Here is a 24,025-nt window from a genome sequence, read left to right on the forward strand (position 1 = left end):
TCAAAGTTAGACCCTTCTACTATTGAGCATCGAATAAGTTATTAACAGAATACGTGTGCATAAAGAAGTATTGACGATAGTTTTAAAAAAAAGTAACTTTGTGACAAGCACAAAGCAATTAAAACATGCCATTAGTTGAATTAAAACACGCCGACATTTATCAGCAAGACAAACTCATTTTGAGTGATGTATCTTTTAAAATAGAACCTACAGAATTTGTTTATCTAATAGGCTCTACTGGTAGTGGAAAAAGTTCATTGTTAAAAACATTATATGCTGATTTGCCTTTAAATAAAGGCTTAGCCGAAGTAGTCGACTATCAACTTTTTGATATTAAAAAATCTATCATTCCTTTTCTAAGACGCAAGATTGGCATCGTCTTTCAAGATTTTCAACTTCTTACCGACAGAACGGTTTTTGATAATCTAGATTTTGTGCTAAAGGCTACGGGCTGGAAAAACAAAAAAGAGATTAGTGAGCGAATTGAAGAAATGCTTACAAAAGTGGGTATGCAAGAACACATTAATAAAATGCCTTATGAATTATCTGGCGGCGAACAGCAACGTGTTTGTATTGCAAGGGCATTATTAAACAAACCTGATTTGATTCTTGCCGATGAACCTACTGGAAACCTCGACCCAGAAACAACTGACAGCATCCTAAATCTTATCCACGAGTTATGCTCAAGTGGTTGTGCTGTATTAATGGCTACTCATGAACATAACTTATTAAATCGGTTCCCTTCAAAAGTATTGAAGTGTGAAGATGGAAGAGTAATTTATACTAAATAAATGCTTTCGATATTAATACCAGTATATAATTTCAATGTTACATCACTAATCAGCGAACTATTAAATCAGGCTGAAAAACTTAATGTCCAATTTGAAATAATATGTATTGATGACAAATCAAAGTCGAACTTTCTGGATGCCAACGATAATTTGAGAAATCTTGAAAATGTAAATTATCAAGTGTTAAAAGAAAATATTGGGCGCTCCAAAATAAGAAACCTACTTGCATCAGAATCTAAGTATGAATATTTACTTTTTCTGGACTGTGACATCAAAATATCAAATCCTGACTTCCTTGAAAACTATATCAATCTAATCAACAAAAATGATGTTATCATTGGTGGCTTAAAATATGAGTCGTTTGATGATACTGACAAAAACAAACGCCTTAGATGGGCTTACGGAAAAAATAGAGAAGAAAAAAAAGCAATCATTAGATCTAAAAATCCTTATTTAGCATTCAGTGTTTGCAACTTATTTATTAAGAAAAGTGTAAGTGAAAAAATCCTTTTTTCTGAAATTATTTCTCAATATGGACATGAGGATACTTTGTATGGTATTGAGCTCAAAGCTCAAAAAATTAAAGTGAAACATATTGATAACCCCATTATACATTTAGGATTAGATGAAACGGATGTTTTTATTAAAAAAACTGAATTAGGCTTAGAAAACTTGAAGTCACTATCTAATAATTACCCAGGGATAATTACACTAACAAAGATTGGGCGATATTATACTGCCATAAGAAGAACTCTTATTTTTTCAAAACCTATTTTTAAAATGACGAAACGTGTAACAAAGTCATTACTTTTAAATGGAAGCACTAATCTTCTAGTATTTGATTTATTTAAACTCAGTTTTTTACTTTGTCTAGAAAAAAACTAAACACACCTTCTAAAACTTTCTCTTCATTTTTCCAATTCAATTCCGCCTTAGCTTTTCCGAACTCATACGTTGATAATTTGGATTCCATAGCCTGAATTTGCTGAGCAATGTGTTGTGGGTTTCTATCTCCTAATAGCTCTCCAACATTGTAGTTCTCAACGATTTTTTCGACCTCAACTAAAGGTGAAGCTAGCACAGGCGTTTCAGCATGTATATAGTCAAAAAGTTTATTGGGCAAACTGTATTCAAAACTCTTTCCTAAAGGCTCTTCAAACAAAATTCCAATAGATGCACTTTCTGTATGCTTTTTTAAGTCTTCAAATGGCAAACGCCCTAAAAACTCCACCTGCTTGGAAACGCCTTCTGATTCTGACAAGGCTTTTAACCTATTTAAGCCAATGCCATTTCCAATTATTTTCAATCTATAATCGGGCAAAAATGACATACTCTTAATAGCTAATTCCAAACCACGTCCTGGATTTATATTCCCCTGATAAAGTATAGTTTTAGTATTTCTATCTCTTGAAGGTTGAGAACATAAATTAGGCACATTTCTAACCACTTTCATATCAATACCATATAAAGTTTTATAATGTGACTGAATAGATTCACAAACGGTATAAGCATGTTTGATTTTTGGAAGTAAAAAAGACTCTAAACGTTCCCAAAGCCTTTTCTTAAAAGGACGTTCTAATAGCTCAGGGGCTTCAGGGAAAAGCTCATGACTATCATAAACTAAAGGGATGTTTTTGAGTTTTGAAATCAAGTAATTCGCCAATAAGGTATCTAAATCGTTACTTAATAAAACTGAGGTAGGCTTAAAAAGTAAAAGAAAAAATAAACGAAGATTATATTCAAAGTAAAATAGAGGACCTGTATTGAACCACATCTTCATTCGCTTACAGCTGTAGTCTCTTTTTAAGGCTACACTCCACGGACGTTGCGCGCCAATGAGCTCAACCTCAAAACCCATCTTATGTAAGCTACTGCAAACTTTAAATACCCTTTGGTCGGTACTTATATCATTCGTAACAGAGACTATTACTTTTTTCCTCATCTTTGCGAAAATACATAAAATAGAAGGAGTAAATCATAAGTATTTATACCTTTGAAAAAATATGACTGTACAACACCAATACCCACTACAATCACTTAACACATTTGGCATTAAAGCACAGGCCGAATACTTTTCGCCCTTCTCATCCAAAGAAGAACTTATTGAGCTATTGGGTAAAACGCAAAAACCCCTAACTGTTTTAGGTGGTGGAAGTAACATCCTACTCACTAAGAACATTAATGGAACTGTTCTAAAAAATGAAATTTCAGAAATAGAAATAACGCATGAAGATCAGGATAGTGTTACTGTAAAAGTTGGTGGCGGAGTAGTTTGGCACGATTTCGTTATGTGGAGTATTGAACATAACTTAGGAGGTATAGAAAATTTATCTCTAATTCCGGGAAGCGTTGGCGCTGCACCTATGCAAAATATTGGTGCTTATGGTGTGGAAATAAAATCAGTCTTTAAAGAATTAGAAGCTGTACATATTGATGATAAAACCGTTAAGACCTTTAACAATAAAGACTGTCAATTTGCTTACCGATATTCTATATTTAAAGGTGAACTTAAAGGGCAATATATTATTTGTAAGGTGAGCTTTAAGTTAAGTAAACACCCCCGATTTAACACCTCCTATGGCGCTATAGAGGATGAGCTTAAGGAAATGGGAGCAAAAAAAAGCTTGAAGTCAATCAGTCAGGCAGTTATAAATATTCGTCAGCGAAAACTACCCAACCCCAAAGACATTGGAAATAGTGGTAGCTTTTTTAAAAACCCCACAATTCCAAAATCTCAGTTTGAACAGCTAATAACACAATTTCCGAATATAGTTGGCTACCCCATTGGTGAGCATTCTATAAAAGTTGCTGCCGGATGGCTCATCGACCGTGCCGGGTGGAAAGGTTACCGCAAAGGCGATGCAGGCGTACACAAAAATCAAGCTCTAGTATTGGTAAATTATGGCACTGCTAAAGGAGATGAAATACTAGCACTTTCAAGAGACATACAGAAATCCATTCAAGAAACATTTGGCATAGAGCTAGAAGCTGAAGTAAATATTTTATAACAGCATACAAATTAAAACACTTTCATCTCGTATTGATAAGTAAAAAGAAAACGCTTTTTCTATATTAAAAATATAGATATTTGCTCTTGTATCTTAAAACAGAATTAGCTTGAAAAAACCATTAAAAAACTGTTCTCATTGTGGAGAAATTACTTCGAAAGACATTCGTATTGAAGAAAAGTATTTTTGCTGTGAAGGCTGCAAAGTAGTTTATGATATTTTAAAAGATAACAATCTTACATCTTACTACAATGATAACAGTGGAATAATCCCAAAAAAAATCAAAGTGGTAAATACGACTTCCTTTCCGAAACATCAGTTTCAGAAAAATTAATTGATTTTAAGGAAGATAACACAAGCATAGTAAGTTTCAGAATTCCAAAAATCCATTGTAGCTCTTGTATTTGGCTTCTCGAACAACTTTATAAACTTAACGAGGGCATTTCATCTTCAAAAGTTAATTTTCCAAAAAAAACCATTCGAATAATATTTAACAATGAATTAACAAACCTCAAAGAAATAGTAGAACTTCTAGCTAGAATCGGTTATGAAGCTGAAATCAGAATGCATGAAGTAGAAAAATCATCATCTAAAATAACTTTACTAATTGAATCTATCCGCGTACTAAGTTGATTATAGTTTTTAGTAGTTTCAATAATTACATCTATCTCACTAATATATTTTTTTTTCATAATCAAACACAAGTAATTCCGTTAATTTAAGCGTCCGGCTAATTTCCTCAGAATTTTTACCCATTTCAACAGCTCATATTCTTTAATATTCCCATCATTATAGGTTAAAAGAATAGAGTCTTTTTTCATGCGATAGTCATTGAATGAATAATTTTGTCTATGAAAATCTTCTAAAAATATGTTATGAAGATTTGCAATTTTTTTTAATTTCTAAAAAACTTAATTCATAATCATTGTAAACTGATCTAGTCTTTACTGTCTTATAATTATCAGTTTCATCATCGCTCTTCTCACAGCCTACAAAAGTTATTCCTACTAAGGCGAGGAATAGGGTACCGTAAAGTAAATTTTTCATTTTTATAAGTTTTAAGTTATGCTAAGACTAGTGCCTTTGCTTTGTTCAATATTAGCCAAAAATTACTAGCACCTATCTATAATTTATGTCTAATTTAGACATTGAAAGAGGTGTAATTATTTTTTTTTAACTTCGAGTTAGTGAAAAAGCTTGGTAGAAATATTCGTATTATTAGAGAAATCCGTAACCTAAGACAAGGAGGTCTCGGAAGAGCTATTGGCTACTCGCAAAAACATATTTCTAGAATTGAAAAAGGGGAAGTACAATTAGGTGATGAATGCATCAAACGCATTGCTGAAACCTTAAATGTATCGCCACAAAAGCTAATTGACTTAGATTTAAAATCCTTTTTGAAATAAAAAAAGCAACTCAGTTGAGTTGCTTTTGTGCGGATGAAGGGAGTCGAACCCCCACGCCTCGCGGCACTAGATCCTAAGTCTAGCGTGTCTACCAGTTCCACCACATCCGCAGTAAAATGGTTTGCAAATATATAGTTTTTCATTAATCCACCTCAAAAAATAATTATGTAATATTTCAAATGTAAATTGCATCAAAATGCTATTTTTGTTTGAATATCATTTTTAACCTAATATGTTACACATACAACCTAAAGATATCCCTGTAAGTGAATTACACCAATACTTATTGGGTGCTGTTGGTCCACGCCCTATTGCTCTAGCAAGTACGCTAGACCAATTTGGAAATCCTAACCTCAGTCCATTTAGTTTCTTTAATGTATTTAGTGCTAACCCACCTATTGCTATTTTTTCTCCAGCAAGACGAGTGCGAAATAACACCACTAAACATACCCTAGAAAATGTGTTAGATAATAAGGAAGTGGTTATCAATGTTGTATCATATGATATTGTACAACAAACCTCTCTATCAAGTACAGAATACGAATCAGGCGTCAATGAGTTTGTAAAAGCTGGATTAACCCCTATTCAATCTGAATTGGTAAAGCCTTTTAGAGTAAAAGAGTCACCTGTTCAGATGGAATGCGTAGTAAATGATGTTATTGAATTGGGACAAGAAGGTGGTGCAGGGAATTTGGTAATATGCGAAATTAAAATGATTCACATCAAAGAGGACATCCTCAACGATATGGGTGCCATTGACCCTAACAAAATAGATTTGGTAGGAAGAATGGGGGGCAATTGGTATTCAAGAAGTTCCCAAGATGCCATTTTTGAAGTAGAAAAGCCAATCCGAAAGCTAGGCATCGGTGTAGACAACATACCCTCTCGAATACGAAATAGTTATATACTTTCTGGGAATGACTTAGGTATGCTGGGCAATATAGAATCTATTCCAAGCACAGAAGAAGTGGATACTTATAAAGAAGAAAATTACACCATCAAAGAGATATTAAATTTCACAATGGAAGATGAAGAGACAAGAGAAAACCTTCATTATAGAGCAAAAGAATTATTAAAAAAAGGGCGAGTTATTGAAGCCTGGAAAACATTATTGATCGATAAATTAAATAGAACATGAGTTTAGCAATTACAGGAAAACTAGTTAAAGCATTAGACGTAGAAAGTGGCACAAGTAAAGCCGGAAAAGAATGGAAAAAACAATCGTTTGTGATTGATACTGGTGCACAGTACAATCCAGAAGTATGTTTTAGCTTATTTGGCGAAGACAAAATCGCTATGATTGAAGGTCTTCAGCCAGGAATGGAAATCGAAGTTTCTTTCAATCTATCTTCAAGAGAATACAACGGAAAATACTATCATAATATAGACGCATGGCGTATCAACAAAGCAGCGGCAGCTGTTGTTGAAGATATGCCTCAGGCTCCAATGAATTCTTTGGACGCTGAAGAGGATGACGACTTGCCATTCTAAAAAATGTCATCCAAACTGATACGTATTTTCAAAGCTCTATTACCCGCTCCATTTACTATTGCGGTAATACTCTCTGTAGTTACGTTTTTACTGGCTTTTTTCTTGAGTCCAAAAGAAGAAGTATCTGCACTTCAACTACTAACGTATTGGGAGGAAGGTTTATGGAATGCCCCCTTATTAGTGTTTGCTGTACAAATGATGCTTATGTTGGTATTGGGTCATGTTTTAGCACTGAGCAATACCATCAGCAACTACATAGACAAAGCCAGTCGACTATGTACAAATACATCCACAGCAGCAGCTTTTGTAACTCTACTCACCTTAATGGTTTCTTTTTTCAATTGGGGATTAGGACTAGTATTTGGTGCTATTTTTGCTCGAAAGGTTGGCGAATACGCTTCTAAGAACAATATCCCCCTGAACTACCCCTTGATTGGTGCAGCAGGATATTCTGGATTAATGGTTTGGCACGGCGGGATTTCAGGTTCTGCTCCCATAAAAATTGCAGAGGAAGGACATTTTCTTGAAAGTCAAATGGGTGTTATATCCCAATCCGAAACAATATTTTCTTCAATGAACATTACGGTAAGTCTAGTGCTTTTAATCGTGCTACCTTTGGTTATGTATATTCTAGGCAAAAAGGGAGAGCATAAAACTGTAGCTCTTTCAAGTCCAACAATAGAACAAAATACCACTACTATTGAAGGTGCTGAACGCCTTGACCACTCAAATGTATTGGCATATGCTTTTGGAGGAATCATTTTATTCTATTGCTTTTATAAAGCAATTCTATTGCCAGAAGACTTATCCCTAAGTTTTATCACGCCAAATTTTATTAACCTATTCTTGTTGGGCTTAGGTATTAGTTTACACGCTAGTTTCTACAGTTTTTTGAAAGCAATTAACCAAGCTATTGGAGGCGCAAGTGGTATTCTTATTCAGTTTCCACTCTATTTTGGAATTATGGGACTGATGAACAGCTCTGGACTGGTTAGTGTATTTTCTGACTTTTTCGTGAGTATTTCAAACTCAACCACCTTCCCTATTTTTACTTTCTTTAGTGCAGGAATTGTAAATGTATTTGTACCAAGTGGTGGCGGACAATGGGGTGTACAAGGGCCAATCATAATCGAAGCTGCTAGTCAACTTAATGTACCTTATTGGAAATCTGTGATGGCTCTTGCCTATGGCGACCAAATCACGAATATGCTACAACCCTTCTGGGCATTACCTCTGTTGGGAATCACAGGACTTAAAGCTAAAGAAATACTGCCTTATAGTCTACTTTTAATGTTAGCAGGAGTGGTAATTTTTATTGGTGCATTATTGATTTTTTAGGAGCGCACATCCAAGGCGTCACGCAAAGCATTGCCAAGCAAAACAAAAGATAATACGAGCAGCATAATTGCTATCCCTGGAAATATGGCTAAATAAGCTTTGCCCATTACTATATATGCGTAGTGGTCTTTAATCATTGTTCCCCAAGAAGGCATAGGCGGTTGAGCACCAATGCCCAAAAAGCTTAGACCAGCCTCAATGAGAATTGCAGATGCAAAATTAGCCGCAGAAATTACAATAACAGCACCCATTACATTTGGTAAAATATGTTTGAAAAGAATTCGAAAGTGACCAAACCCTAAACTTTGTGCTGCCTCAACGTATTCATTTTCTCTTACGCTCAATACTTCTCCTCGAACTATTCTAGCAACCTCTACCCACATCGTAAGGCCAACCGCAACAAACACCTGCCAAAATCCTTTTCCTAAGGCTAAGGAAATGGCTATTACCATTAATAATGTAGGTATTGACCATACAACATTCACAAGCCACATTATAGCAGCATCTACTCTACCTCTATAATATCCGGCTAATGCTCCTAATAAAATGCCAATCAATAGAGAGATAAAAACCGAAATAAAACCAACTGATAAAGACACACGAGTACCACACAAAATTCGACTTAACAAATCTCGTCCAAAAGAATCTGTACCTAAAAAATAAGTGCGATTAGAAATTATGTAATCGCTTTTAGAAAACTTCTGCTCATACTGGCTATCATATTGAGTAAACCATAACACACCCTTATCCTCTCTGTAAGATGAAATGGGAATTTCTTCAAACTGAGACTCTTGTCCAAAAAGCATTTTCTCAAAAAAATTGACTTCAGCAACATCCCCTTTTGTAACTAGTATAAAATCAGTACTAAAACCAGGTTCTTTTTTAGACAACTCAAGGTGCATTTGATTAGAATAAGGCGTAGAATCTGGAAAAATAACATAGCCTAAAAAACTTATTACTACAGCTATACCAATTATAATAAGTCCAAAAACTCCAAGACTATTTCTCTTAAATTTTTGCCAAGCTATGTGAGTTAGACTGCTCATTTTTTGTACTTCCTCCCCTTCCATTTATACTGCCCAAATTGTGATGAAATAGCCACCCAAACAATATAAAATGGGTAAACCAACTCTAATATAAAAAACACATAAAAAGGAATATCGTATTCAAAAAATCGACATAACTTTCTTAAAAACAAAAAGTCAACTACAGCCTTAAAAAGATAGAAAATTATCAAGGCTAATATTTGTTCCTTTATAAACAAAGCCACAAACGATAGATTAGCCAAAAACACCAAAAGAGATACCCACTGGGCAGAAACATCTTTATAGGATGAAGTTTTAGACGCCCATCTTTTTCTTTGATTCAAAAACTCAGACAGTGTAGGCTTAGGCTCGGTTGATACAATCGCCTTGGAATCTTTAACAAAAGAAATTTTACCATTATTTTTCTTCACATGGTGCAATAAAAATACATCATCTCCAGAAGCAATATCTTTTTCTGTATTAGAAAAGGCAGAAGTACGGAAGCCCATATTTGCTCCATTACACATAATTGCCTTTTGAACACCTATAGCACCTGCTCCCGAGCCAATAAGGCTCATAAACTCTAATGCTTGGAATTTCTTAAAAGCGTTATCTAGCCCATGATAGGCAACAGGTCCTGAAACCAATTGAACATCCTTTTCCGAAAATGGCGACACCATCAAACTAATCCAATCTTTAGAAAGTCTACAATCGGCATCTGTAGTTAAAATAACATCATGTTTAGCGTTATTAACACCTAATTCAATAGCAGCTTTTTTACCACTCCCTTCAGAGCTTAGTAAAGTTATGTTCAAAGAAGAAGACTTTACTATTTCAAAAGAGTTATCCTCGGAAGAATCATCGACAAAAATAAACTGTACCTTGTCTAAGGAGTAATTTTGATTTTCTAAGTCTGAAAGTAAAAAGGGTAAATGTTTCGCTTCATTTCTAAAAGCAACTAAAATACTTAGCTCAATATCATTGACTGGAGAAACAGTTGGTAAGCTTGACCATCCTTTTGAATAGGATTTTATCTGAAATAAATATAACAGAAGTAATATACTGTATAAGACTATCATTTGCGAAAGAATTTAAGCTGATAAACGAACAAGGTTCCTATGATAGCTGGAATAACTAAATTGATAATCCAAAGAGTAAAAGCAGCAGTCATGATCCCTATTACATTTTCAGATAGAAAACCAAAGAAGTATATAGCAACAGAGCCTCTAACACCTATTTCAGTTAAAGCTATTGTTGGAATTACAGACATACTCAAAAAGGTTAAGGCGCTCATTGTTAAGGATTCAAGAAATGTTACGTCAATATTTACAAATTTAATAAGTAAATAGAATTGAAAAGAATACACTAAATAGCGGGAGATACTGGCTAATAAAACGATGAGTATTTCAGATGTTGAATATTTAGAAAATACAGACCAATAGTCTTCATACTTTTTTAAAACTTTCCATTTTGATAATACTCCGGACAGTTTTGATATGTTGAACAATATATAAATCAAAAACGAAATGAATAATAGACAAAGTCCAAAAACTAGAATTGAGTTATCAAAAAAATCAGTAAATACTGGAGATGAGAAATGTAATGTAAAGTAACAAATGGCTAAAAACCCAAATAAAATCGTTGCTACAAGTTGAGAAAGGTTACCAAAAACAGTTACTAATACTGCTTTTATTCTGTCAGCATATTGCAAGCAAAAGACTCTCCCTCCAAACTCTCCAATTCTGTTGGGGGTAAACATAGAAACCGTAATTCCTAAAAAAACAGCTTTCAAAGCTAGCCAGAAGCTTACTTTTTCTAGTTTAACAATTAAAAACTGCCACTTAAGCGCATCTATTGACCAATTCAATACCATCAAAAGCAAAACAAAAATTAAATCAGAATAACTGTCTTTATTCAGAATATAAATAAACTGCTCCTTGATTTCTAAATAACTTTCATTAGCAAAAACCTTTTGATACAAAAACCAGAAGGCTAAACCAACAACTAATAATTTAATTAATACACTGATTTTTTTGCTACTTTGCATATTCAACAATATTACAAAATTGAAAAGTAAAACAGACCGAATAATTTTAGGTATTGACCCTGGCACAACGATTATGGGGTATGGACTTATTCATATCAAAGGCAATCAAATGGAAATGCTATCAATGGGTGTATTACATTTATCAAAATTAGGAAGTCATGCTGACAAGTTAAAGCGAATATTTGAACGCTCTTTAGCTTTGATTGACGAATATAATGCGGATGAAATGGCCCTGGAAGCTCCCTTCTTTGGTAAGAATGTCCAATCAATGTTAAAATTGGGTCGAGCACAAGGTGTAGCTATGGCGGCAGGATTATACAGAAACATCCCTATTTACGAATACGCTCCTAAAAAGATAAAAATGTCCATAACTGGAAAAGGAACGGCTTCTAAAGAGCAAGTTGCAGCTATGCTTAAAAGTTTACTTAAAATCAAAGAGATGCCAAAACACTTGGATGCATCAGATGGTTTAGCAGCCGCAGTATGCCATTACTTTCAAAATGATAAAGTTAGTCAGGGAAAACCCTATTCCAATTGGTCTTCATTTCTTAAAGACAATCCGGGACGTTTAAAGTAATACCCTTGTAGAAATTGATTGGGCTGTTTGCTCAAATTCTTCTTTAGTGAATGATAATTTTTCTCTTGAAAAATTAATGTCCTCAACACCATTAATAGGAACTAGGTGAATATGAGTGTGAGCCACCTCTAATCCAATTACAGCAACGCCTATACGCGCGCAATCAATTACTAATTTTTGAGCTTTCGCTACCTTTTGAGCAAACTTCCAAAGATTAGCATACTCATCACTTTCCATATCAAAAATATAGTCAGTTTCATGTTTTGGAATTACAAGTGTATGCCCTTTAGATAATGGGAAAATATCTAAAAAAGCTAAAAAATTATCATCCTCTGCAACTTTGTAAGCAGGAATTTCGCCACTAATTATTTTAGAAAAAATAGTAGGCACTACCTAGAAATATCAATAATTTCAAACTTCATTAGACCATTTGGCACTTGAATCTCGGCAATATCACCGACTTCTTTACCTAACAAGCCTTTAGCTATAGGCGAACTAATAGAAATCTTCTTAGTCTTTAAATCCGCTTCACTTTCTGGAACAATTTCATAAGTCATACTCATAGAGTTTACCACATTTTTAATGGTAACTTTAGACATGATTAAAACCTTTGAAGTATCTATTTGAGATTCATCAAGTATTCTTGCTTTAGAAAATTCAGATTCCATCTTAGCAATTTTGGCTTCCAAAAGTCCCTGAGCTTCTTTTGCAGCATCATATTCTGCATTTTCAGAGAGATCTCCTTTGTCCCTTGCTTCAGAAATTTGTCGAGCAATATTGCTGCGCTCGGTAGTCTTTAAATGTTCTAATTCTTTTCGAAGTTTTTCCAATCCTTCTTCTGTATAATATACAATATCTGACATAATTACATGCGTTAAAATAAGTCAAAAGAGAAGACCTTTATAGCCTTCTCTCCTTACTAAATTATAAATTTTATTTTAATTATAGGTCTATGCGGACACCTATGGTATTTAATAAACCAAAGTGTTCTGATGGTCTCATTGAGAAATCAATACCAAAAGTTGTTTCACCAGATAATGGTAATTCAACCGTAAAACCTGCTGTTGGACCAGTTAAGTCTACACTACCATCAGCAATTTCATTTTCATAAACGTATCCACCTCTAATCATCACTAAATCTTTGTAAGAATACTCCAAACCAACTCTATATTGGTCATTCTTAAATGAATTAGAGGTAAATGTACCAGCAGTTGTTAATCTATGATTATCAGGCAATAACTGAAAGTCATATGCTAAACCAATATTTAATAATGAAGGCAATTCAAAAGCATCAGTTCGGTGCTCAAGAGTCATTGTATACTCTTCATCTGGAGCATTTCCTCTAAAGGATATACCGTCACCATCAAATATCATTGTTGGACCTACATTTTTAAGGGCAATACCAAATTTGATATGGTCACTATTACCAGTTACATATTGGATACCTGCATCTAATGCAATGCCGCCTGCACTAACATCAGATGTTCCTTCTACAATAGATTTAAAAACAAAGCCTCCAAAGATACTATTTGAAAATGCTTTAGAATAAGCAAGATTAATATTAGTTGCAGATATAGAATATGTACCTAATCCGCCATCTGGTAATAATTCTGTAGTTCTAACAATATCGGCAATAGAGATAGATGTAATACCTAAAGCTAATACAGAAGTTTCGTTCAATCGTTGAGAAAAACCAAATGAGTTAATAGGAATATCGGCTAACCATGATGTTCTGGAAAAAATTAACTCCGTTTTTTCAGTAAATGCTAAACCAGCTACGTTGCCGTAAAGTGATTCTAACCCTCTTACTGAAGCGATGTTAGCACCTCCCCAACCAGAAGATCTAGCCCAAGGATTAATTAACAACTGACTTGCACCAGCAGAACCCACACGGTCTGGGTTACCAGCGGATAAATCTGTTGTTAAAAAACATGCAAATAGTATAATCCCAAAATGTTTAAGCGATTGTATCATTTTCATACAGTATAAATATTAAAAGGTGTCTAGGTCAATTGGACGTAACACACCAAACCATTTTAAATTCTTTTCTTTTCCTAAGCTAGGAACACTTACATTGATAATATATGCTCCACTTGAAATAGGAATGCCTTTTTGATTTTTCAAATCCCAATCAATAGTTGCCGAGCCTTCACTGTCTTTTGTAAGCTTTTTAACTAATGAACCGTCTAAACTGTAAATAGAAATTATACATTCTGCAGGCAGATTGGTTAATCTAACTCTTGAGTCTAACTGACCTCCATTTTCAACTCCTTCATAAGTAGAATAAGCATAGTATGGATTTGGAACTACATTTATTAAATCCATTACAGAATCTACTTGACTTTCCTCAGTCAAAATTGTTGGTGCAATACCAGCGGTTGAGAAGCGATAATTAGGGTAGTTTACTTTTTTGTAGCTCACTGACATAGTCACTGGATTAGATTGAGTACCACCACTTACCTCATCAACGTAGTAGATATCGCCAAGTGAATTAACTGCTCTCCATTCGTTATTTACTTTGACAGAGTCAGAAGCAGAAATTGAAGTGATTTCATAAGCATATAATTGGTCATAATTACTCAAGTAATCTTTAAGCTGAGTAGCTGATGTAGTAATTGTAATGTTATCCGTATTGACTGTTTCATCCACATCATTCATTTCTCTATATTCCCTTGCAACATCTATATTGATAGAAACGTCAGAAGATAATAGCTCATAGCCTTCGTTTAGTAAAGGAACAGATACCCACATCATCTCTTGGAAGAACTGACGCTTCGTATTTACATTTGTTGTCAGAGCTGTTTTAGCTGCTTCACATTCATCGTATTTAGATGAATGAACATAAACGAAGTGTTTCCCACCTAAGAAATAACTTCCGTTTGCCCATGTTGGCACTTGAGTTTGTACCCTTGAACTAGGGTTCCACTTCATATCGTTACCATTATCAGAAGACAACCAAGAATCCTCAGCAAACATAATGTTCAAACGCTCTCCAGTTTCTTTGTTAATAGCGTATCCAGGGAACCATCCCATTCCTGTTCCTGTTCCGTCAGGAGCACCTTCTTTGTCTACAGATTCGGCAGCTCTAAGGTCTAACTTAGCAACACCACCCTCGGAATACAAAGGATCATCTTGTGATTCTAAGACTACACATCTAGACCACTTCGATTTGTCACTGGTGTAAACTACCTTCACACTTTGCAAAGAACGTAATCTATTACCTGTTTGAGCTATTGGGTGATTATCCGTAAAGACAGATGTATTATCGTATCCTGGACCGTCTTTGTAGTAAGACACCAATCTGTAAGGAGCCCACGTTCCATTAACAACATCTTCAAAGACACCATCTGGATCACCTTCTATATCGTTAAATACATTAGTAGCAGCTGTTGAATAGGAACCGGCATGAATCCAGTTTCTACCCCATAGATAAGTATTAGTAAGAGAAGTTTCTCCATCCTCCTCATCAACATCACGAACACCAGTTAACCAAGGGTTATATTCATTAGCAAACTCAATAGATGAAGAAATAAGCCCATTGTTCTCTTCATAGCTGGCTGAATTACTTTGATAATCCCAATCAGCAGGATTTTTTTGTTCAATTTCTACAGAAAATCCAAGGTTTGAGAATAATTGCTGATTACCAGAACTGATATTAGCATCTGCTACAAAACTTTCAGAAGTAGTAAGGTTTACCAACTCCCACTTTGATTTAGCCTCGTCTAACACTATGTGTCTAGGATCAGACAATGAAGCGTTATACACCTCTCCATACATCTTTAAGGCGAAGTCCGATTGAGTTAAATAACGGGGGTCTATTACTTTCAAATCAACTGGACCAAAATTTGCTTGATAAGTTGGCTCATTAGTAGCATTTGAGGACGAACTCATTATCTCATTTTCTGTTTCTTCGGTTAACTGTAATTCAAATCCACCATTTCCAGCTCCATATATTTTGGTTACTTCTATACCATCACCAACCTCTGCATTCATTACAGATGTGAAAGGTTTATGAGGAATGGCTGAGTATACCTTAATATTCTTACGACCAGCTTTATAAGGTCTTTGTTGACCATCTAAAAAGGCTGGATTAGTTGGGTCGTATTCTTTATAGTTATTATAGCCGTATGCAACACCCATAAAGTAATAGGTTTGATTGTTTACTAAATCTTTATTGCCTGTAGCAAACTGGTCTTCTGTAATATGAATAGAATTTGTTATTCCTAAATCAGAGCCAGAAACCTCTAAGGTTGGCACGTTTGCACCAATAGATACATCAAAGTTATAATTGATAAGATTTTCCACAGAATCTTTTATATCAGATTGGAAAACCAATCGTGCTAAATCAGGGTTATCTAAGTCTGTTACACTCACAGAAGCCGCACTTAATTGATACAACTGGTATCCTTGGAATCTGTAATAAGGATCCCAACTTTCACCTGGTGGAGAAATAATCAAAGGATCTAGCTCAATGTAGCTCTCTAAAAAGTTGTTTGATGTTGGTCCATTAGATAAATTAAGAACTAACTCTCTATCAAGCTCTACAATCTCGATATCTGGAGCGTCAGGACCATTCAATACTTTAAAGCAGTTATCAAATAATGCTTGTGCTTTATCATCTGCAAGTCTAATTAACTCAACTGATGCTAAATTATCCCCCGATGTTGCTCTTGCCCATACAACACCCGTTGTAATTCTATTTACTGCTCCTGGCTCAAGCGTAAAAGGACCGGCAGATTGAACAAATCGTCTATCAGCAGGCGTGTTACCTTCAGTTTTCTCTGTCCATCCATCTGGATCATCCCAAGAGTCTGAAGTGATAAGACCATCCGTACCCCATCCATAAGGATCGGTATCACCAGGGAACATAAACTTTGCTGGAGTAGAACCATTTACACCATCACCACCATAGGTAATTTCAAGACCATTTTTCCATTTACCAATTAGGTAGTTATAGATATGTTGTCCATTTTCAGGGTTTCCTTGATTTGTAAAGTCATTGTTATAATATACAAAACGAGACATGATGGCTTGTTCGCCTGGCTCATCAATGATACTATCACGGTCGTTATCTATCCCGTCATCAGCATCAGCTAAAGGTCCTTGGAAGAAGTCTACACCAATAGCTGGAGGTGTTGCACCATATCCAGTTGCACCTTCATCCACATCATCACCATTGTAACAATATCCAAAACCACGTGCTACATCACAACCAACATAATCGTCATCATATTTGCCTAAATCCGGATCAACCCATTGTCCGAAATAAGCATCTTTAAGTTGAATAGTTGCTCTGTTAATGATTTTGTAGTTGTAGAAAGTCATATTATTGATTTCATCATTAGTGGCAAAGGCAAACGCTTGAGCACGAATTTCTAAACCAATAGGGTCAGCACCAGTTTCTGAGTGAATATTTCCTTTATCGTTAAATAGCCAATATAAAGTTTGGTCACCATATATTAGGTCGTCACTGTTACAATCTAGATTACCTTCAATGTCATATTTTGGGTAGTCACCATCGCTAGGGTTATACTCGCCATCATCGTTAGCATCAAAATATGGTGCTAAGAACTGATAGTCGCCATCAACACCATTTCCAGGCCAGTTAAGGATAGACAATGGAATAGAATAATCAGGATAGGCATCATTATCACTAAACCACGCAATGAATTCATCTACTTCTTGTCTGGTTATAGCAAAATGCTTGTCGTATTCATCACACGTTTCAGCATCTATTTCACCAGAAGGATCAAGAGGTCCAGTCCAAAAGTCATTACCAGTCTGACGATAAGTCATTGCAGCTGCTTTTAACTGCTCACCAGCATCAATACCAGCTATCCAAAGTGCACCAGCAAACATGGAATGTTTATTACTATTTTTAGGAATCTCATATCTAGCGTCACTTAAGTTCCACCACATATCGGCTGCTCCCATAATGGTTGTACGAACATTATTTATGTTCAGGTCTGTCTTCGCTTGAGAGGGGGTGCAATCAGCAGCAACTCTAGCTAAGCTAGACTGTGAAGTTGAAGTAGACGTGTTTCCTACATTTTCTTTTGCAAGTAATGTTAGTGAAGATATACCTGCTAAAACTATTAATACTATTTTATTCATGTCTATTATTTTTTAGACTAAAAGTTAATTTCTATTCCCAATCTTGCCAATCTCGGTAAGCTGTAATTAGAAGGGTTATCAATTTTAATTCTGTACATGTCAATAAAGGATTGAGGGTCGTTCTGCCCCTGAATATCTGTTTGTGCAGATGCATCAGATAAGTAACCATCATCATCTGGATTACCTGTTGCACGATACACAGATCTTATGTTTTTAGTGTTTAGCAAGTTTTGAACTTGTAAATAAACATTAAAGCCTAAAGTTCTTTTATTGTCTAACTGACCAACATCCATGGTAAATCGTTTATTGATTTTAGTATTAATTCGAACAGTCCATGGTAATCTTGAGCCATTAAGGCTTCCTTCTAATGTTGAACGATCGTTAATTCCAAAAGCACCTTCTTGTGTAATGTTCGACTGTCTAGAGTATGGTGTACCAGAACCTGCAATGACTACAAAGTTAGCTCCAGCGTTTGCAAATATTTGTTTCTTAAACAATACGGGTCCTGTATAATCTTTCCCGCTTCCATATCTATAGTCCATACTTACGTTGAAGGCATGTCTCTGATCATAACTCAAAGGAATTGTTGTTCTTAAGTTAGGTTGTCCTGTATTTACTAAACTTAATCCAGATGAAGAGGATGAACCTGTACCGTCAGCGAATTGCAAGGTATAGTTGGCTGATAAAGTAACGTTTCCACTTCTTCTCATATCATAAGTAGCAGACATCCCTTTAACAGTTCCAAAGTCAATATTACCATAAGTAAGGTAAGAAACAGGGTATGAATAGTTTGTTTTCACAATCTGAATCATATCTCTTAACTCTCTATAAAACGCTGATAGTGTTAGAGAGGATTTTAAGTTAAGCGTTTGAGCAAAACCCAATTCAAAATCCACTGTTTTTTCAGCTTTTAGGTTTGGATTATTAATAAGTGCACCCACCCTATCTTCAATATATAGATAGTCAATAGGCTCTAATCGGTTTCCTGATGGTGGTCTTTGAGTAACTACATCGTAGTGAGCAAAGAATTGCGCTTCATCCGAAATTGGGAACGAAAACGAAATACGTGGTGAAAAAACAGTCTCAGGATCATAATCAGAGAATACTGGAATACTGTCTTCTGGATTCACTAAATATGGCGTAATCTGACCAGTTGTTGTGGATTGTGCGATAGATTTTGGGTCAACGATTAATTCTCCATTTTGGTCAAACCACTCTTCACCGTTTCTATAACCAACTACTTCAGTAGGGTTTTCCAAATCATTTACATACACGACATAATCATCACCAATGCTTGATGGTTTAACGTAATCGCCATTCGTAAGTAAATCGGCACTCGAACCTGCAGTATACGTTTGATATAAACTGTATGGATCAGATAAAACAGATTGGTTAGCGTCAAAACGATCAACTCGAACACCAACATTAAATATCAAATCATCAAAGGCAAACTTATCTTGTATATAACCCGCAGTGTAAATAGGTTCAAAAGCTCCAATATTTCTAACAAAGTCATCTTCAACACCATCGCCATCTCTATCTACTCTTTCATAGAAAAAGTCTTCAATGGATGAGGATGAAGTCAATAAATCTCCTTTATAGTCATATCCATAATATCCAACTAAACCGTTTTCATTTAGTTCATCGGCACTAAACATGTCAATTGATAGAGCATCAGGGTCAAATGAATCAATATCAATGTATTCGATTTCTCCTATATTGAATTTCTCTCTCAAACTCCAGTCAAATCTACTTTGAGCTTCTTTATTATTCAACCTATCATAGTATATAGTATCGAATGTTCCATTCTCTATAATGTATGGGTTTGCTAAATCTAACTCTTGAATGTGGAAGTTTGCTAACTGACGGCCTAAGGTCCACAATCCATTAGGGTTAGTAAACCAACTTCTATCCGTTCTTTTTTCATATTCAAATCCAAACTGAATAGCATGGTCTTTTATATCAGCTGAACCTGTGGCTTTCATAGAGAACTGCTCTAGTTGTTGTTTACCGTAAGAACTATACTGGTCTCCGTAGTTATAAAATAAAGAGTACACACTTCTTGGGCCATCACCATTAAGGAGTCCCAGTTCTCCTAAATCGTTAAATGTCCTAATAATACCTCTTTGTCCACTACCACCAAAGGATAAACTCTGTAGTTCGTTTTCTTCAAAAAGGTCATAATATTGCTGAGTATAAGCCGCTAAATCAAGATTAGATGTATTAGAACCGTCAAAGGTTAATAATGTATCAATAAAGGCTCCATGAATAAAACCTGATCTTCCCGAAGCTGTATCTTCACCAAAGTAATAGAACTTGTCTTTATAGGAGTTAAATTTACCTATATGTCCATATCTAAATAAATTATCTCCGTGGTTTCTGTTTCTTCTTTCAAAATCATTTTTAGTATAATCTGCAGAAATAGAATAGAATGCATTTTTAATTGTAGAAGCCGACTCTTCATCTCCTTCTTGAGAACCAAACCGCTGAGTAAAACGGGTATATACTCTCCAAGTATTAGTTTCTTCCTCTGGGTTATTATCCCAATTTAATAAAGAGTAATTATAAATGAATGGGTTATTAACAGTATGGTTAACTGCACCACCAATAGATAAGTTAGTTTTTAAGGTTGGCTTAAAGTCAATTTTACCTGAAAGACTGAATCCACTGTTGTTCGTGTTTTGTTTAGCTTGAAGGTTTTCGAAATCGTCAGCCCTCAAAAAGGTAGCATTACTTAATAAACCAACTGTAGAGCTTTGTTGATTAGGTACTGCTACAAATAAGTTGTCTTTTAATCTTTGGAAACTGTCGTCTTTAATTTTCCAAATACCTACTGCTGATGGACTGCCATCATCAATGTTTCGACCTTCACCAGCAAGGAAATACCCTAAGATTGCTCGTCCTTTAGAACCATCCTCTTTGATTTCCTTATATATAGGACCTGAAAGGCTGAATCCAACAAGACCGTAATTATAATCATCGAATAAATGAGAACTTACTATCTCGGCACCTCCAAATAATTGATTTGATGGCCCTTTAGATGTTACACTAATAATACCTCCAGTTGCGTCACCATACATTGCAGATAATCCACTTGACATAACTGTAATTTGCTCAATAGCACTTTGTGGCAAGGCTAAACTTCCTCTTACCTTAATACCATCTACATAATAATCGGTAGCTTCAGATCTAGAACCTCTTACGTTAAGACTAGAACCTTCATCGCTTTGATAAACACCGGCGGCAGTTGCAGCTACAGATGCTACACTACGAGTTGGCATAGCTTTTATTTCTTCACTAGTCACTGTTTTACCTCCTAGATTATCAGGGTCAAGTAGAGGCTTTTCATCTTTAATAACAACCTCTTCAATATCAATACCTTCAGAAATTTTAACATCTCTAAATGTAATTTTGTTAGAAGAAACAACAATACCTTCTAGACTAACCTGACCGTAACCTACAAAAGATACTGAAATATCATATGTACCAGGATCAAGAGGCTTAATGGTGTAGTTTCCATCAAAATCAGATGTGACCCCCGCAATTTGGTTACCATTTCTTTTGGCAACAACGTTTGCAAAAGGAACTGGCTCTCCTGTATTTTTATCTGTGATTTTTCCCTCTAAGGAGCCCGACTGGGCGAAAACTGTGGTAGCTGTGAAAATAAAGCCCACTACAAGCAAGTAAAAATTTTTGAACATAGTTTTATAAAATTCTATTCATATTCTGCTTTATGATAAAGTTCGTAAATATAGACATTAAATAAAAATTAACTAATAGATTAGAGGAAAAAATTGTAATCTTACACTATCAAAATTAAACCCTATCATGAATAAATTCTATCATATTCTTATATTCTTTTTTATTCTTATTTCTTGCACTAAAGATGAGAATACTATTCCTGAAGTATATGTTAACTTTAGAATTCAAGCCTCTGAAATTGGAGGTGTAGGTAGTGCTATTTACACCAACGATAATTATGGCGTTAGAGGTATCATTATATATCACAAAAATAGCAACGAGTATGTTGCTTACGAAAGAACGTGTAGTTACCGACCTTCCAACAGTTGTGAAGTAGTTGAGTTCAACGATGACCTTAATCCTGTGTATTTGGTGGACAGCTGCTGCACTTCACGTTTTTTACTAGATGATGGAACACCTTTCAGTGGACCCGCCCTTCTTCCGTTAAAACAATACTTCACCTCATTTGACGGTAATTATATAACGGTCTCAAACTAAAGTAGGCTTCACTTATTAAAAAGCAAAGCCTACATAAATAAATATATTTAAGTATGGTTAGTACCTGTAATAGTCAGGTTTGTAAGGACCGTCCTGTGGCACTCCAATATAATCTGCTTGTTCTTTATTTAACTCGTCAAGCTCCACGCCGATTTTCGCTAAATGTAAACGCGCTACTTTTTCATCAAGATGCTTTGGAAGTGTGTAAACTTTTTTCTCATAGTTCTCGATGTTACTCCACAATTCCATCTGTGCTATAACTTGGTTTGTAAAGGAAGCTGACATTACAAATGATGGATGACCAGTAGCACATCCAAGATTGATTAATCTTCCTTCAGCTAACAAAATAATATCGTGATCGCCAACAGTGTATTTATCTACTTGAGGCTTAATAGTATCTTTTGAACTTCCCCAATTATCATTTAACCAAGCTACATCTATTTCATTGTCAAAATGACCGATATTACATACAATCGCTTTATCTTTCATCATTTCGAAATGCTCTCCATGAATGATATCTTTGTTTCCTGTAGCAGTAACAACAATATCAGCCTCAGGAATTGCGTCTTTCATCTTTTTCACTTCAAAACCTTCCATCGCTGCTTGCAAGGCACATATTGGGTCAATTTCAGTTACAATTACTCTGGCTCCTGCACCTCTTAGAGATTCTGCAGAACCTTTACCAACATCACCAAAGCCAGCAACTACAGCCACTTTCCCAGCAATCATTACGTCAGTAGCTCGTCTTATACCATCAACTAAAGATTCTCTACAGCCATATTTATTGTCAAATTTTGACTTGGTTACTGAATCATTAATGTTTATTGCAGGAGTGTATAATGTTCCATTTCTTTCTCTGTCAAATAAACGAAGTACACCAGTAGTAGTTTCTTCAGAAAGTCCGTTGATACCGGCAGCCAACTCAGGGTATCTATCGAACACCATATTAGTAAGGTCACCACCATCGTCTAGTATCATATTTAATGGCTTATCTCCTTCAAAAGCAAATAGCGTTTGCTCAATACACCAGTCAAATTCTTCTTCGTTCATGCCTTTCCAAGCATAAACTGGAACACCAGTTGCCGCTATTGCAGATGCAGCATGGTCTTGAGTTGAAAATATATTACATGATGACCAGCTTACCTCAGCACCTAATTCCGTTAGCGTTTCAATAAGAACAGCTGTTTGAATAGTCATATGCAAACAACCCGCAATACGAGCACCTTTAAGTGGTTTTTCTTTACCAAACTCTTCTCTTAAAGACATTAGACCAGGCATTTCTGCTTGTGCTAATTCAATTTCTTTTCTTCCCCATTCAGCTAGGGAAATATCTTTCACTTTATAAGGATATTTTTTCACTTTAGAATCCATTTTTTAAAATTTAGGGTACAAAAATACAAAATAAACTCCTCATTTTGGAGTAACTTGCCACTCAATGGACGATTTTTTAGTTAATAGAAAAACCAACGATTATCAACTTGTAATTGCTGCAATTGATACCCTTTCTCCAAGCGGTATTTCAAAAAGGGAAAAGGAAGTATTTGCTTCAAGAAAAATCATCAGTATTCTCTTTCCATATTATCAATTGAGTCACGATAAATTTGGCGCTCCATTACTTTCAAACGGAAAAGCCATATCAATTTCTCACTCAAAGAATTTTATTGCAGTGATTATTTCAAACAAGTCTGCATCTATTGATATGGAACACATAAACGAAAAAGCACTTAAAGTAGCACCAAAATTTCTTAATAAACAAGAACTTAGCAAAGTAAATGATTCTGAAAAAGCTACTTTATTTTGGTCAGCAAAAGAATGCCTTTATAAGATTCACAAAGAAAGGGGGGTAACTTTTTCAACTGACTTGAGCATCGAATTCATTAAAGAAAGTAAAATTGAATGTTATATATTTAACCAGAAATTTACTCTAACTTATGAAAAATTCGAAAACCATTGGTTAGTGTATTATTTTGATTAACTACATTTGCATTT

General features: G+C 35.1%; 22 protein-coding genes and 1 tRNA gene. 12 read left to right on the forward strand and 11 right to left on the reverse strand.

Annotated elements, in window-relative coordinates; translation table 11 throughout:
• Window positions 1-125: 125 nt before the first annotated feature.
• Both ISP73_05335 and ISP73_05340 read left to right on the forward strand, forming a co-directional pair.
• Complete coding sequence (locus tag ISP73_05335) at window positions 126-791, forward strand: ATP-binding cassette domain-containing protein (protein MBL6658008.1); 666 nt, start codon at window positions 126-128, stop codon at window positions 789-791.
• Complete coding sequence (locus tag ISP73_05340; protein ID MBL6658009.1) at window positions 792-1,676, forward strand: glycosyltransferase family 2 protein; 885 nt, start codon at window positions 792-794, stop codon at window positions 1,674-1,676.
• On the opposite strand, the gene ISP73_05345 is transcribed toward ISP73_05340, so the two are convergent.
• On the reverse strand, window positions 1,645-2,733 hold the full coding sequence (locus ISP73_05345; protein ID MBL6658010.1) for a glycosyltransferase: 1,089 nt from the start codon (window positions 2,731-2,733) through the stop codon (window positions 1,645-1,647). The two genes, ISP73_05340 and ISP73_05345, sit on opposite strands and share 32 nt — an antisense overlap.
• Window positions 2,734-2,794: 61 nt before the next feature.
• Between ISP73_05345 and murB the strand changes: the two genes are divergently transcribed.
• The 4 genes from murB to ISP73_05365 all read left to right on the forward strand — a co-directional run bounded on the left by murB (window position 2,795) and on the right by ISP73_05365 (window position 5,205).
• A complete protein-coding gene (gene murB, locus ISP73_05350) occupies window positions 2,795-3,799 on the forward strand; it encodes a UDP-N-acetylmuramate dehydrogenase (protein ID MBL6658011.1) in 1,005 nt (334 codons plus the stop codon).
• Window positions 3,800-3,908: 109 nt separating this feature from the next.
• Window positions 3,909-4,133, forward strand: a complete 225-nt coding sequence (locus ISP73_05355; GenBank protein MBL6658012.1) for a heavy metal translocating P-type ATPase metal-binding domain-containing protein — start codon at window positions 3,909-3,911, stop codon at window positions 4,131-4,133.
• On the forward strand, window positions 4,133-4,432 hold the full coding sequence (locus ISP73_05360; protein ID MBL6658013.1) for a cation transporter: 300 nt from the start codon (window positions 4,133-4,135) through the stop codon (window positions 4,430-4,432). The genes ISP73_05355 and ISP73_05360 overlap by 1 nt, the downstream gene beginning before the upstream one ends.
• A gap of 554 nt (window positions 4,433-4,986) precedes the next feature.
• Complete coding sequence (locus ISP73_05365) at window positions 4,987-5,205, forward strand: helix-turn-helix transcriptional regulator (GenBank protein MBL6658014.1); 219 nt, start codon at window positions 4,987-4,989, stop codon at window positions 5,203-5,205.
• A gap of 28 nt (window positions 5,206-5,233) precedes the next feature.
• Here the strand turns inward: ISP73_05365 and ISP73_05370 are convergent.
• Window positions 5,234-5,315: transfer RNA gene (locus ISP73_05370), tRNA-Leu, on the reverse strand.
• Window positions 5,316-5,437: 122 nt separating this feature from the next.
• Here ISP73_05370 and ISP73_05375 point away from each other — a divergent pair.
• Genes ISP73_05375 through ISP73_05385 form a run of 3 tightly spaced genes read left to right on the forward strand, consistent with a single transcriptional unit; the run spans window position 5,438 to window position 8,034 of the window.
• On the forward strand, window positions 5,438-6,343 hold the full coding sequence (locus ISP73_05375; GenBank protein ID MBL6658015.1) for a flavin reductase family protein: 906 nt from the start codon (window positions 5,438-5,440) through the stop codon (window positions 6,341-6,343).
• Entirely contained in the window at window positions 6,340-6,696 is a 357-nt protein-coding gene (locus ISP73_05380) for a DUF3127 domain-containing protein (protein ID MBL6658016.1), read from the forward strand. The genes ISP73_05375 and ISP73_05380 overlap by 4 nt, the downstream gene beginning before the upstream one ends.
• Window positions 6,697-6,699: 3 nt before the next feature.
• On the forward strand, window positions 6,700-8,034 hold the full coding sequence (locus ISP73_05385; GenBank protein MBL6658017.1) for a short-chain fatty acid transporter: 1,335 nt from the start codon (window positions 6,700-6,702) through the stop codon (window positions 8,032-8,034).
• Here the strand turns inward: ISP73_05385 and ISP73_05390 are convergent.
• From ISP73_05390 to ISP73_05400, 3 genes are read right to left on the reverse strand one after another with little or no spacing between them, the layout of a single operon-like run.
• Window positions 8,031-9,080, reverse strand: coding sequence for an ABC transporter permease (locus tag ISP73_05390; GenBank protein ID MBL6658018.1), 1,050 nt, complete (start codon window positions 9,078-9,080; stop codon window positions 8,031-8,033). The two genes, ISP73_05385 and ISP73_05390, sit on opposite strands and share 4 nt — an antisense overlap.
• Window positions 9,077-10,138 carry a glycosyltransferase gene (locus ISP73_05395; protein MBL6658019.1) on the reverse strand — a complete coding sequence of 354 codons (1,062 nt, stop codon included), beginning with the start codon at window positions 10,136-10,138 and terminating at the stop codon, window positions 9,077-9,079. Before ISP73_05395 ends, ISP73_05390 begins: the two co-directional genes overlap by 4 nt.
• Complete coding sequence (locus tag ISP73_05400) at window positions 10,135-11,106, reverse strand: flippase-like domain-containing protein (GenBank protein MBL6658020.1); 972 nt, start codon at window positions 11,104-11,106, stop codon at window positions 10,135-10,137. Before ISP73_05400 ends, ISP73_05395 begins: the two co-directional genes overlap by 4 nt.
• Window positions 11,107-11,125: 19 nt before the next feature.
• On the opposite strand from ISP73_05400, the gene ruvC reads away from it, so the two are divergent.
• Window positions 11,126-11,683 (forward strand): crossover junction endodeoxyribonuclease RuvC, encoded by a 558-nt coding sequence (gene ruvC, locus ISP73_05405; protein ID MBL6658021.1) that lies wholly within the window; start codon window positions 11,126-11,128, stop codon window positions 11,681-11,683.
• On the opposite strand, the gene ISP73_05410 is transcribed toward ruvC, so the two are convergent.
• The 5 genes from ISP73_05410 to ISP73_05430 form a co-directional block, all read right to left on the reverse strand.
• Window positions 11,675-12,073, reverse strand: coding sequence for an HIT family protein (locus ISP73_05410; GenBank protein MBL6658022.1), 399 nt, complete (start codon window positions 12,071-12,073; stop codon window positions 11,675-11,677). The two genes, ruvC and ISP73_05410, sit on opposite strands and share 9 nt — an antisense overlap.
• A complete protein-coding gene (greA, locus tag ISP73_05415; protein MBL6658023.1) occupies window positions 12,073-12,546 on the reverse strand; it encodes a transcription elongation factor GreA in 474 nt (157 codons plus the stop codon). Before greA ends, ISP73_05410 begins: the two co-directional genes overlap by 1 nt.
• A gap of 79 nt (window positions 12,547-12,625) precedes the next feature.
• A complete protein-coding gene (locus ISP73_05420) occupies window positions 12,626-13,663 on the reverse strand; it encodes a PorV/PorQ family protein (protein ID MBL6658024.1) in 1,038 nt (345 codons plus the stop codon).
• Between the two features lie 12 nt (window positions 13,664-13,675).
• Window positions 13,676-17,797, reverse strand: coding sequence for a hypothetical protein (locus ISP73_05425; protein ID MBL6658025.1), 4,122 nt, complete (start codon window positions 17,795-17,797; stop codon window positions 13,676-13,678).
• Between the two features lie 17 nt (window positions 17,798-17,814).
• Entirely contained in the window at window positions 17,815-21,498 is a 3,684-nt protein-coding gene (locus ISP73_05430) for a carboxypeptidase-like regulatory domain-containing protein (protein MBL6658026.1), read from the reverse strand.
• 127 nt (window positions 21,499-21,625) lie between these two features.
• Between ISP73_05430 and ISP73_05435 the strand changes: the two genes are divergently transcribed.
• The gene (locus ISP73_05435; GenBank protein MBL6658027.1) at window positions 21,626-22,036 is read left to right on the forward strand and encodes a hypothetical protein; all 411 of its coding nucleotides are present in this window, start codon (window positions 21,626-21,628) and stop codon (window positions 22,034-22,036) included.
• A gap of 57 nt (window positions 22,037-22,093) precedes the next feature.
• Here ISP73_05435 and ISP73_05440 read toward each other — a convergent pair whose 3' ends face one another.
• Entirely contained in the window at window positions 22,094-23,407 is a 1,314-nt protein-coding gene (locus tag ISP73_05440) for an adenosylhomocysteinase (GenBank protein MBL6658028.1), read from the reverse strand.
• Between the two features lie 64 nt (window positions 23,408-23,471).
• On the opposite strand from ISP73_05440, the gene ISP73_05445 reads away from it, so the two are divergent.
• Window positions 23,472-24,011 carry a 4'-phosphopantetheinyl transferase superfamily protein gene (locus ISP73_05445; protein ID MBL6658029.1) on the forward strand — a complete coding sequence of 180 codons (540 nt, stop codon included), beginning with the start codon at window positions 23,472-23,474 and terminating at the stop codon, window positions 24,009-24,011.
• Window positions 24,012-24,025 lie beyond the last annotated feature (14 nt).

This window comes from Flavobacteriales bacterium, assembly GCA_016779935.1.
GTDB lineage: Bacteria > Bacteroidota > Bacteroidia > Flavobacteriales > UBA7312.

Coding starts and splice junctions, on each gene's coding strand:
- ISP73_05435 (MBL6658027.1), top strand. CDS start 21,626: ATGAATAAATTCTATCATATTCTTATATTCTTTTTTATTCTTATTTCT.
- ISP73_05385 (MBL6658017.1), top strand. CDS start 6,700: ATGTCATCCAAACTGATACGTATTTTCAAAGCTCTATTACCCGCTCCA.
- ISP73_05345 (MBL6658010.1), bottom strand. CDS start 2,733: ATGAGGAAAAAAGTAATAGTCTCTGTTACGAATGATATAAGTACCGAC.
- ISP73_05395 (MBL6658019.1), bottom strand. CDS start 10,138: ATGATAGTCTTATACAGTATATTACTTCTGTTATATTTATTTCAGATA.
- ISP73_05335 (MBL6658008.1), top strand. CDS start 126: ATGCCATTAGTTGAATTAAAACACGCCGACATTTATCAGCAAGACAAA.
- ISP73_05380 (MBL6658016.1), top strand. CDS start 6,340: ATGAGTTTAGCAATTACAGGAAAACTAGTTAAAGCATTAGACGTAGAA.
- ISP73_05420 (MBL6658024.1), bottom strand. CDS start 13,663: ATGAAAATGATACAATCGCTTAAACATTTTGGGATTATACTATTTGCA.
- greA (MBL6658023.1), bottom strand. CDS start 12,546: ATGTCAGATATTGTATATTATACAGAAGAAGGATTGGAAAAACTTCGA.
- ISP73_05430 (MBL6658026.1), bottom strand. CDS start 21,498: ATGTTCAAAAATTTTTACTTGCTTGTAGTGGGCTTTATTTTCACAGCT.
- ISP73_05440 (MBL6658028.1), bottom strand. CDS start 23,407: ATGGATTCTAAAGTGAAAAAATATCCTTATAAAGTGAAAGATATTTCC.
- murB (MBL6658011.1), top strand. CDS start 2,795: ATGACTGTACAACACCAATACCCACTACAATCACTTAACACATTTGGC.
- ISP73_05445 (MBL6658029.1), top strand. CDS start 23,472: ATGGACGATTTTTTAGTTAATAGAAAAACCAACGATTATCAACTTGTA.
- ISP73_05375 (MBL6658015.1), top strand. CDS start 5,438: ATGTTACACATACAACCTAAAGATATCCCTGTAAGTGAATTACACCAA.
- ISP73_05340 (MBL6658009.1), top strand. CDS start 792: ATGCTTTCGATATTAATACCAGTATATAATTTCAATGTTACATCACTA.
- ISP73_05425 (MBL6658025.1), bottom strand. CDS start 17,797: ATGAATAAAATAGTATTAATAGTTTTAGCAGGTATATCTTCACTAACA.
- ISP73_05400 (MBL6658020.1), bottom strand. CDS start 11,106: ATGCAAAGTAGCAAAAAAATCAGTGTATTAATTAAATTATTAGTTGTT.
- ISP73_05390 (MBL6658018.1), bottom strand. CDS start 9,080: ATGAGCAGTCTAACTCACATAGCTTGGCAAAAATTTAAGAGAAATAGT.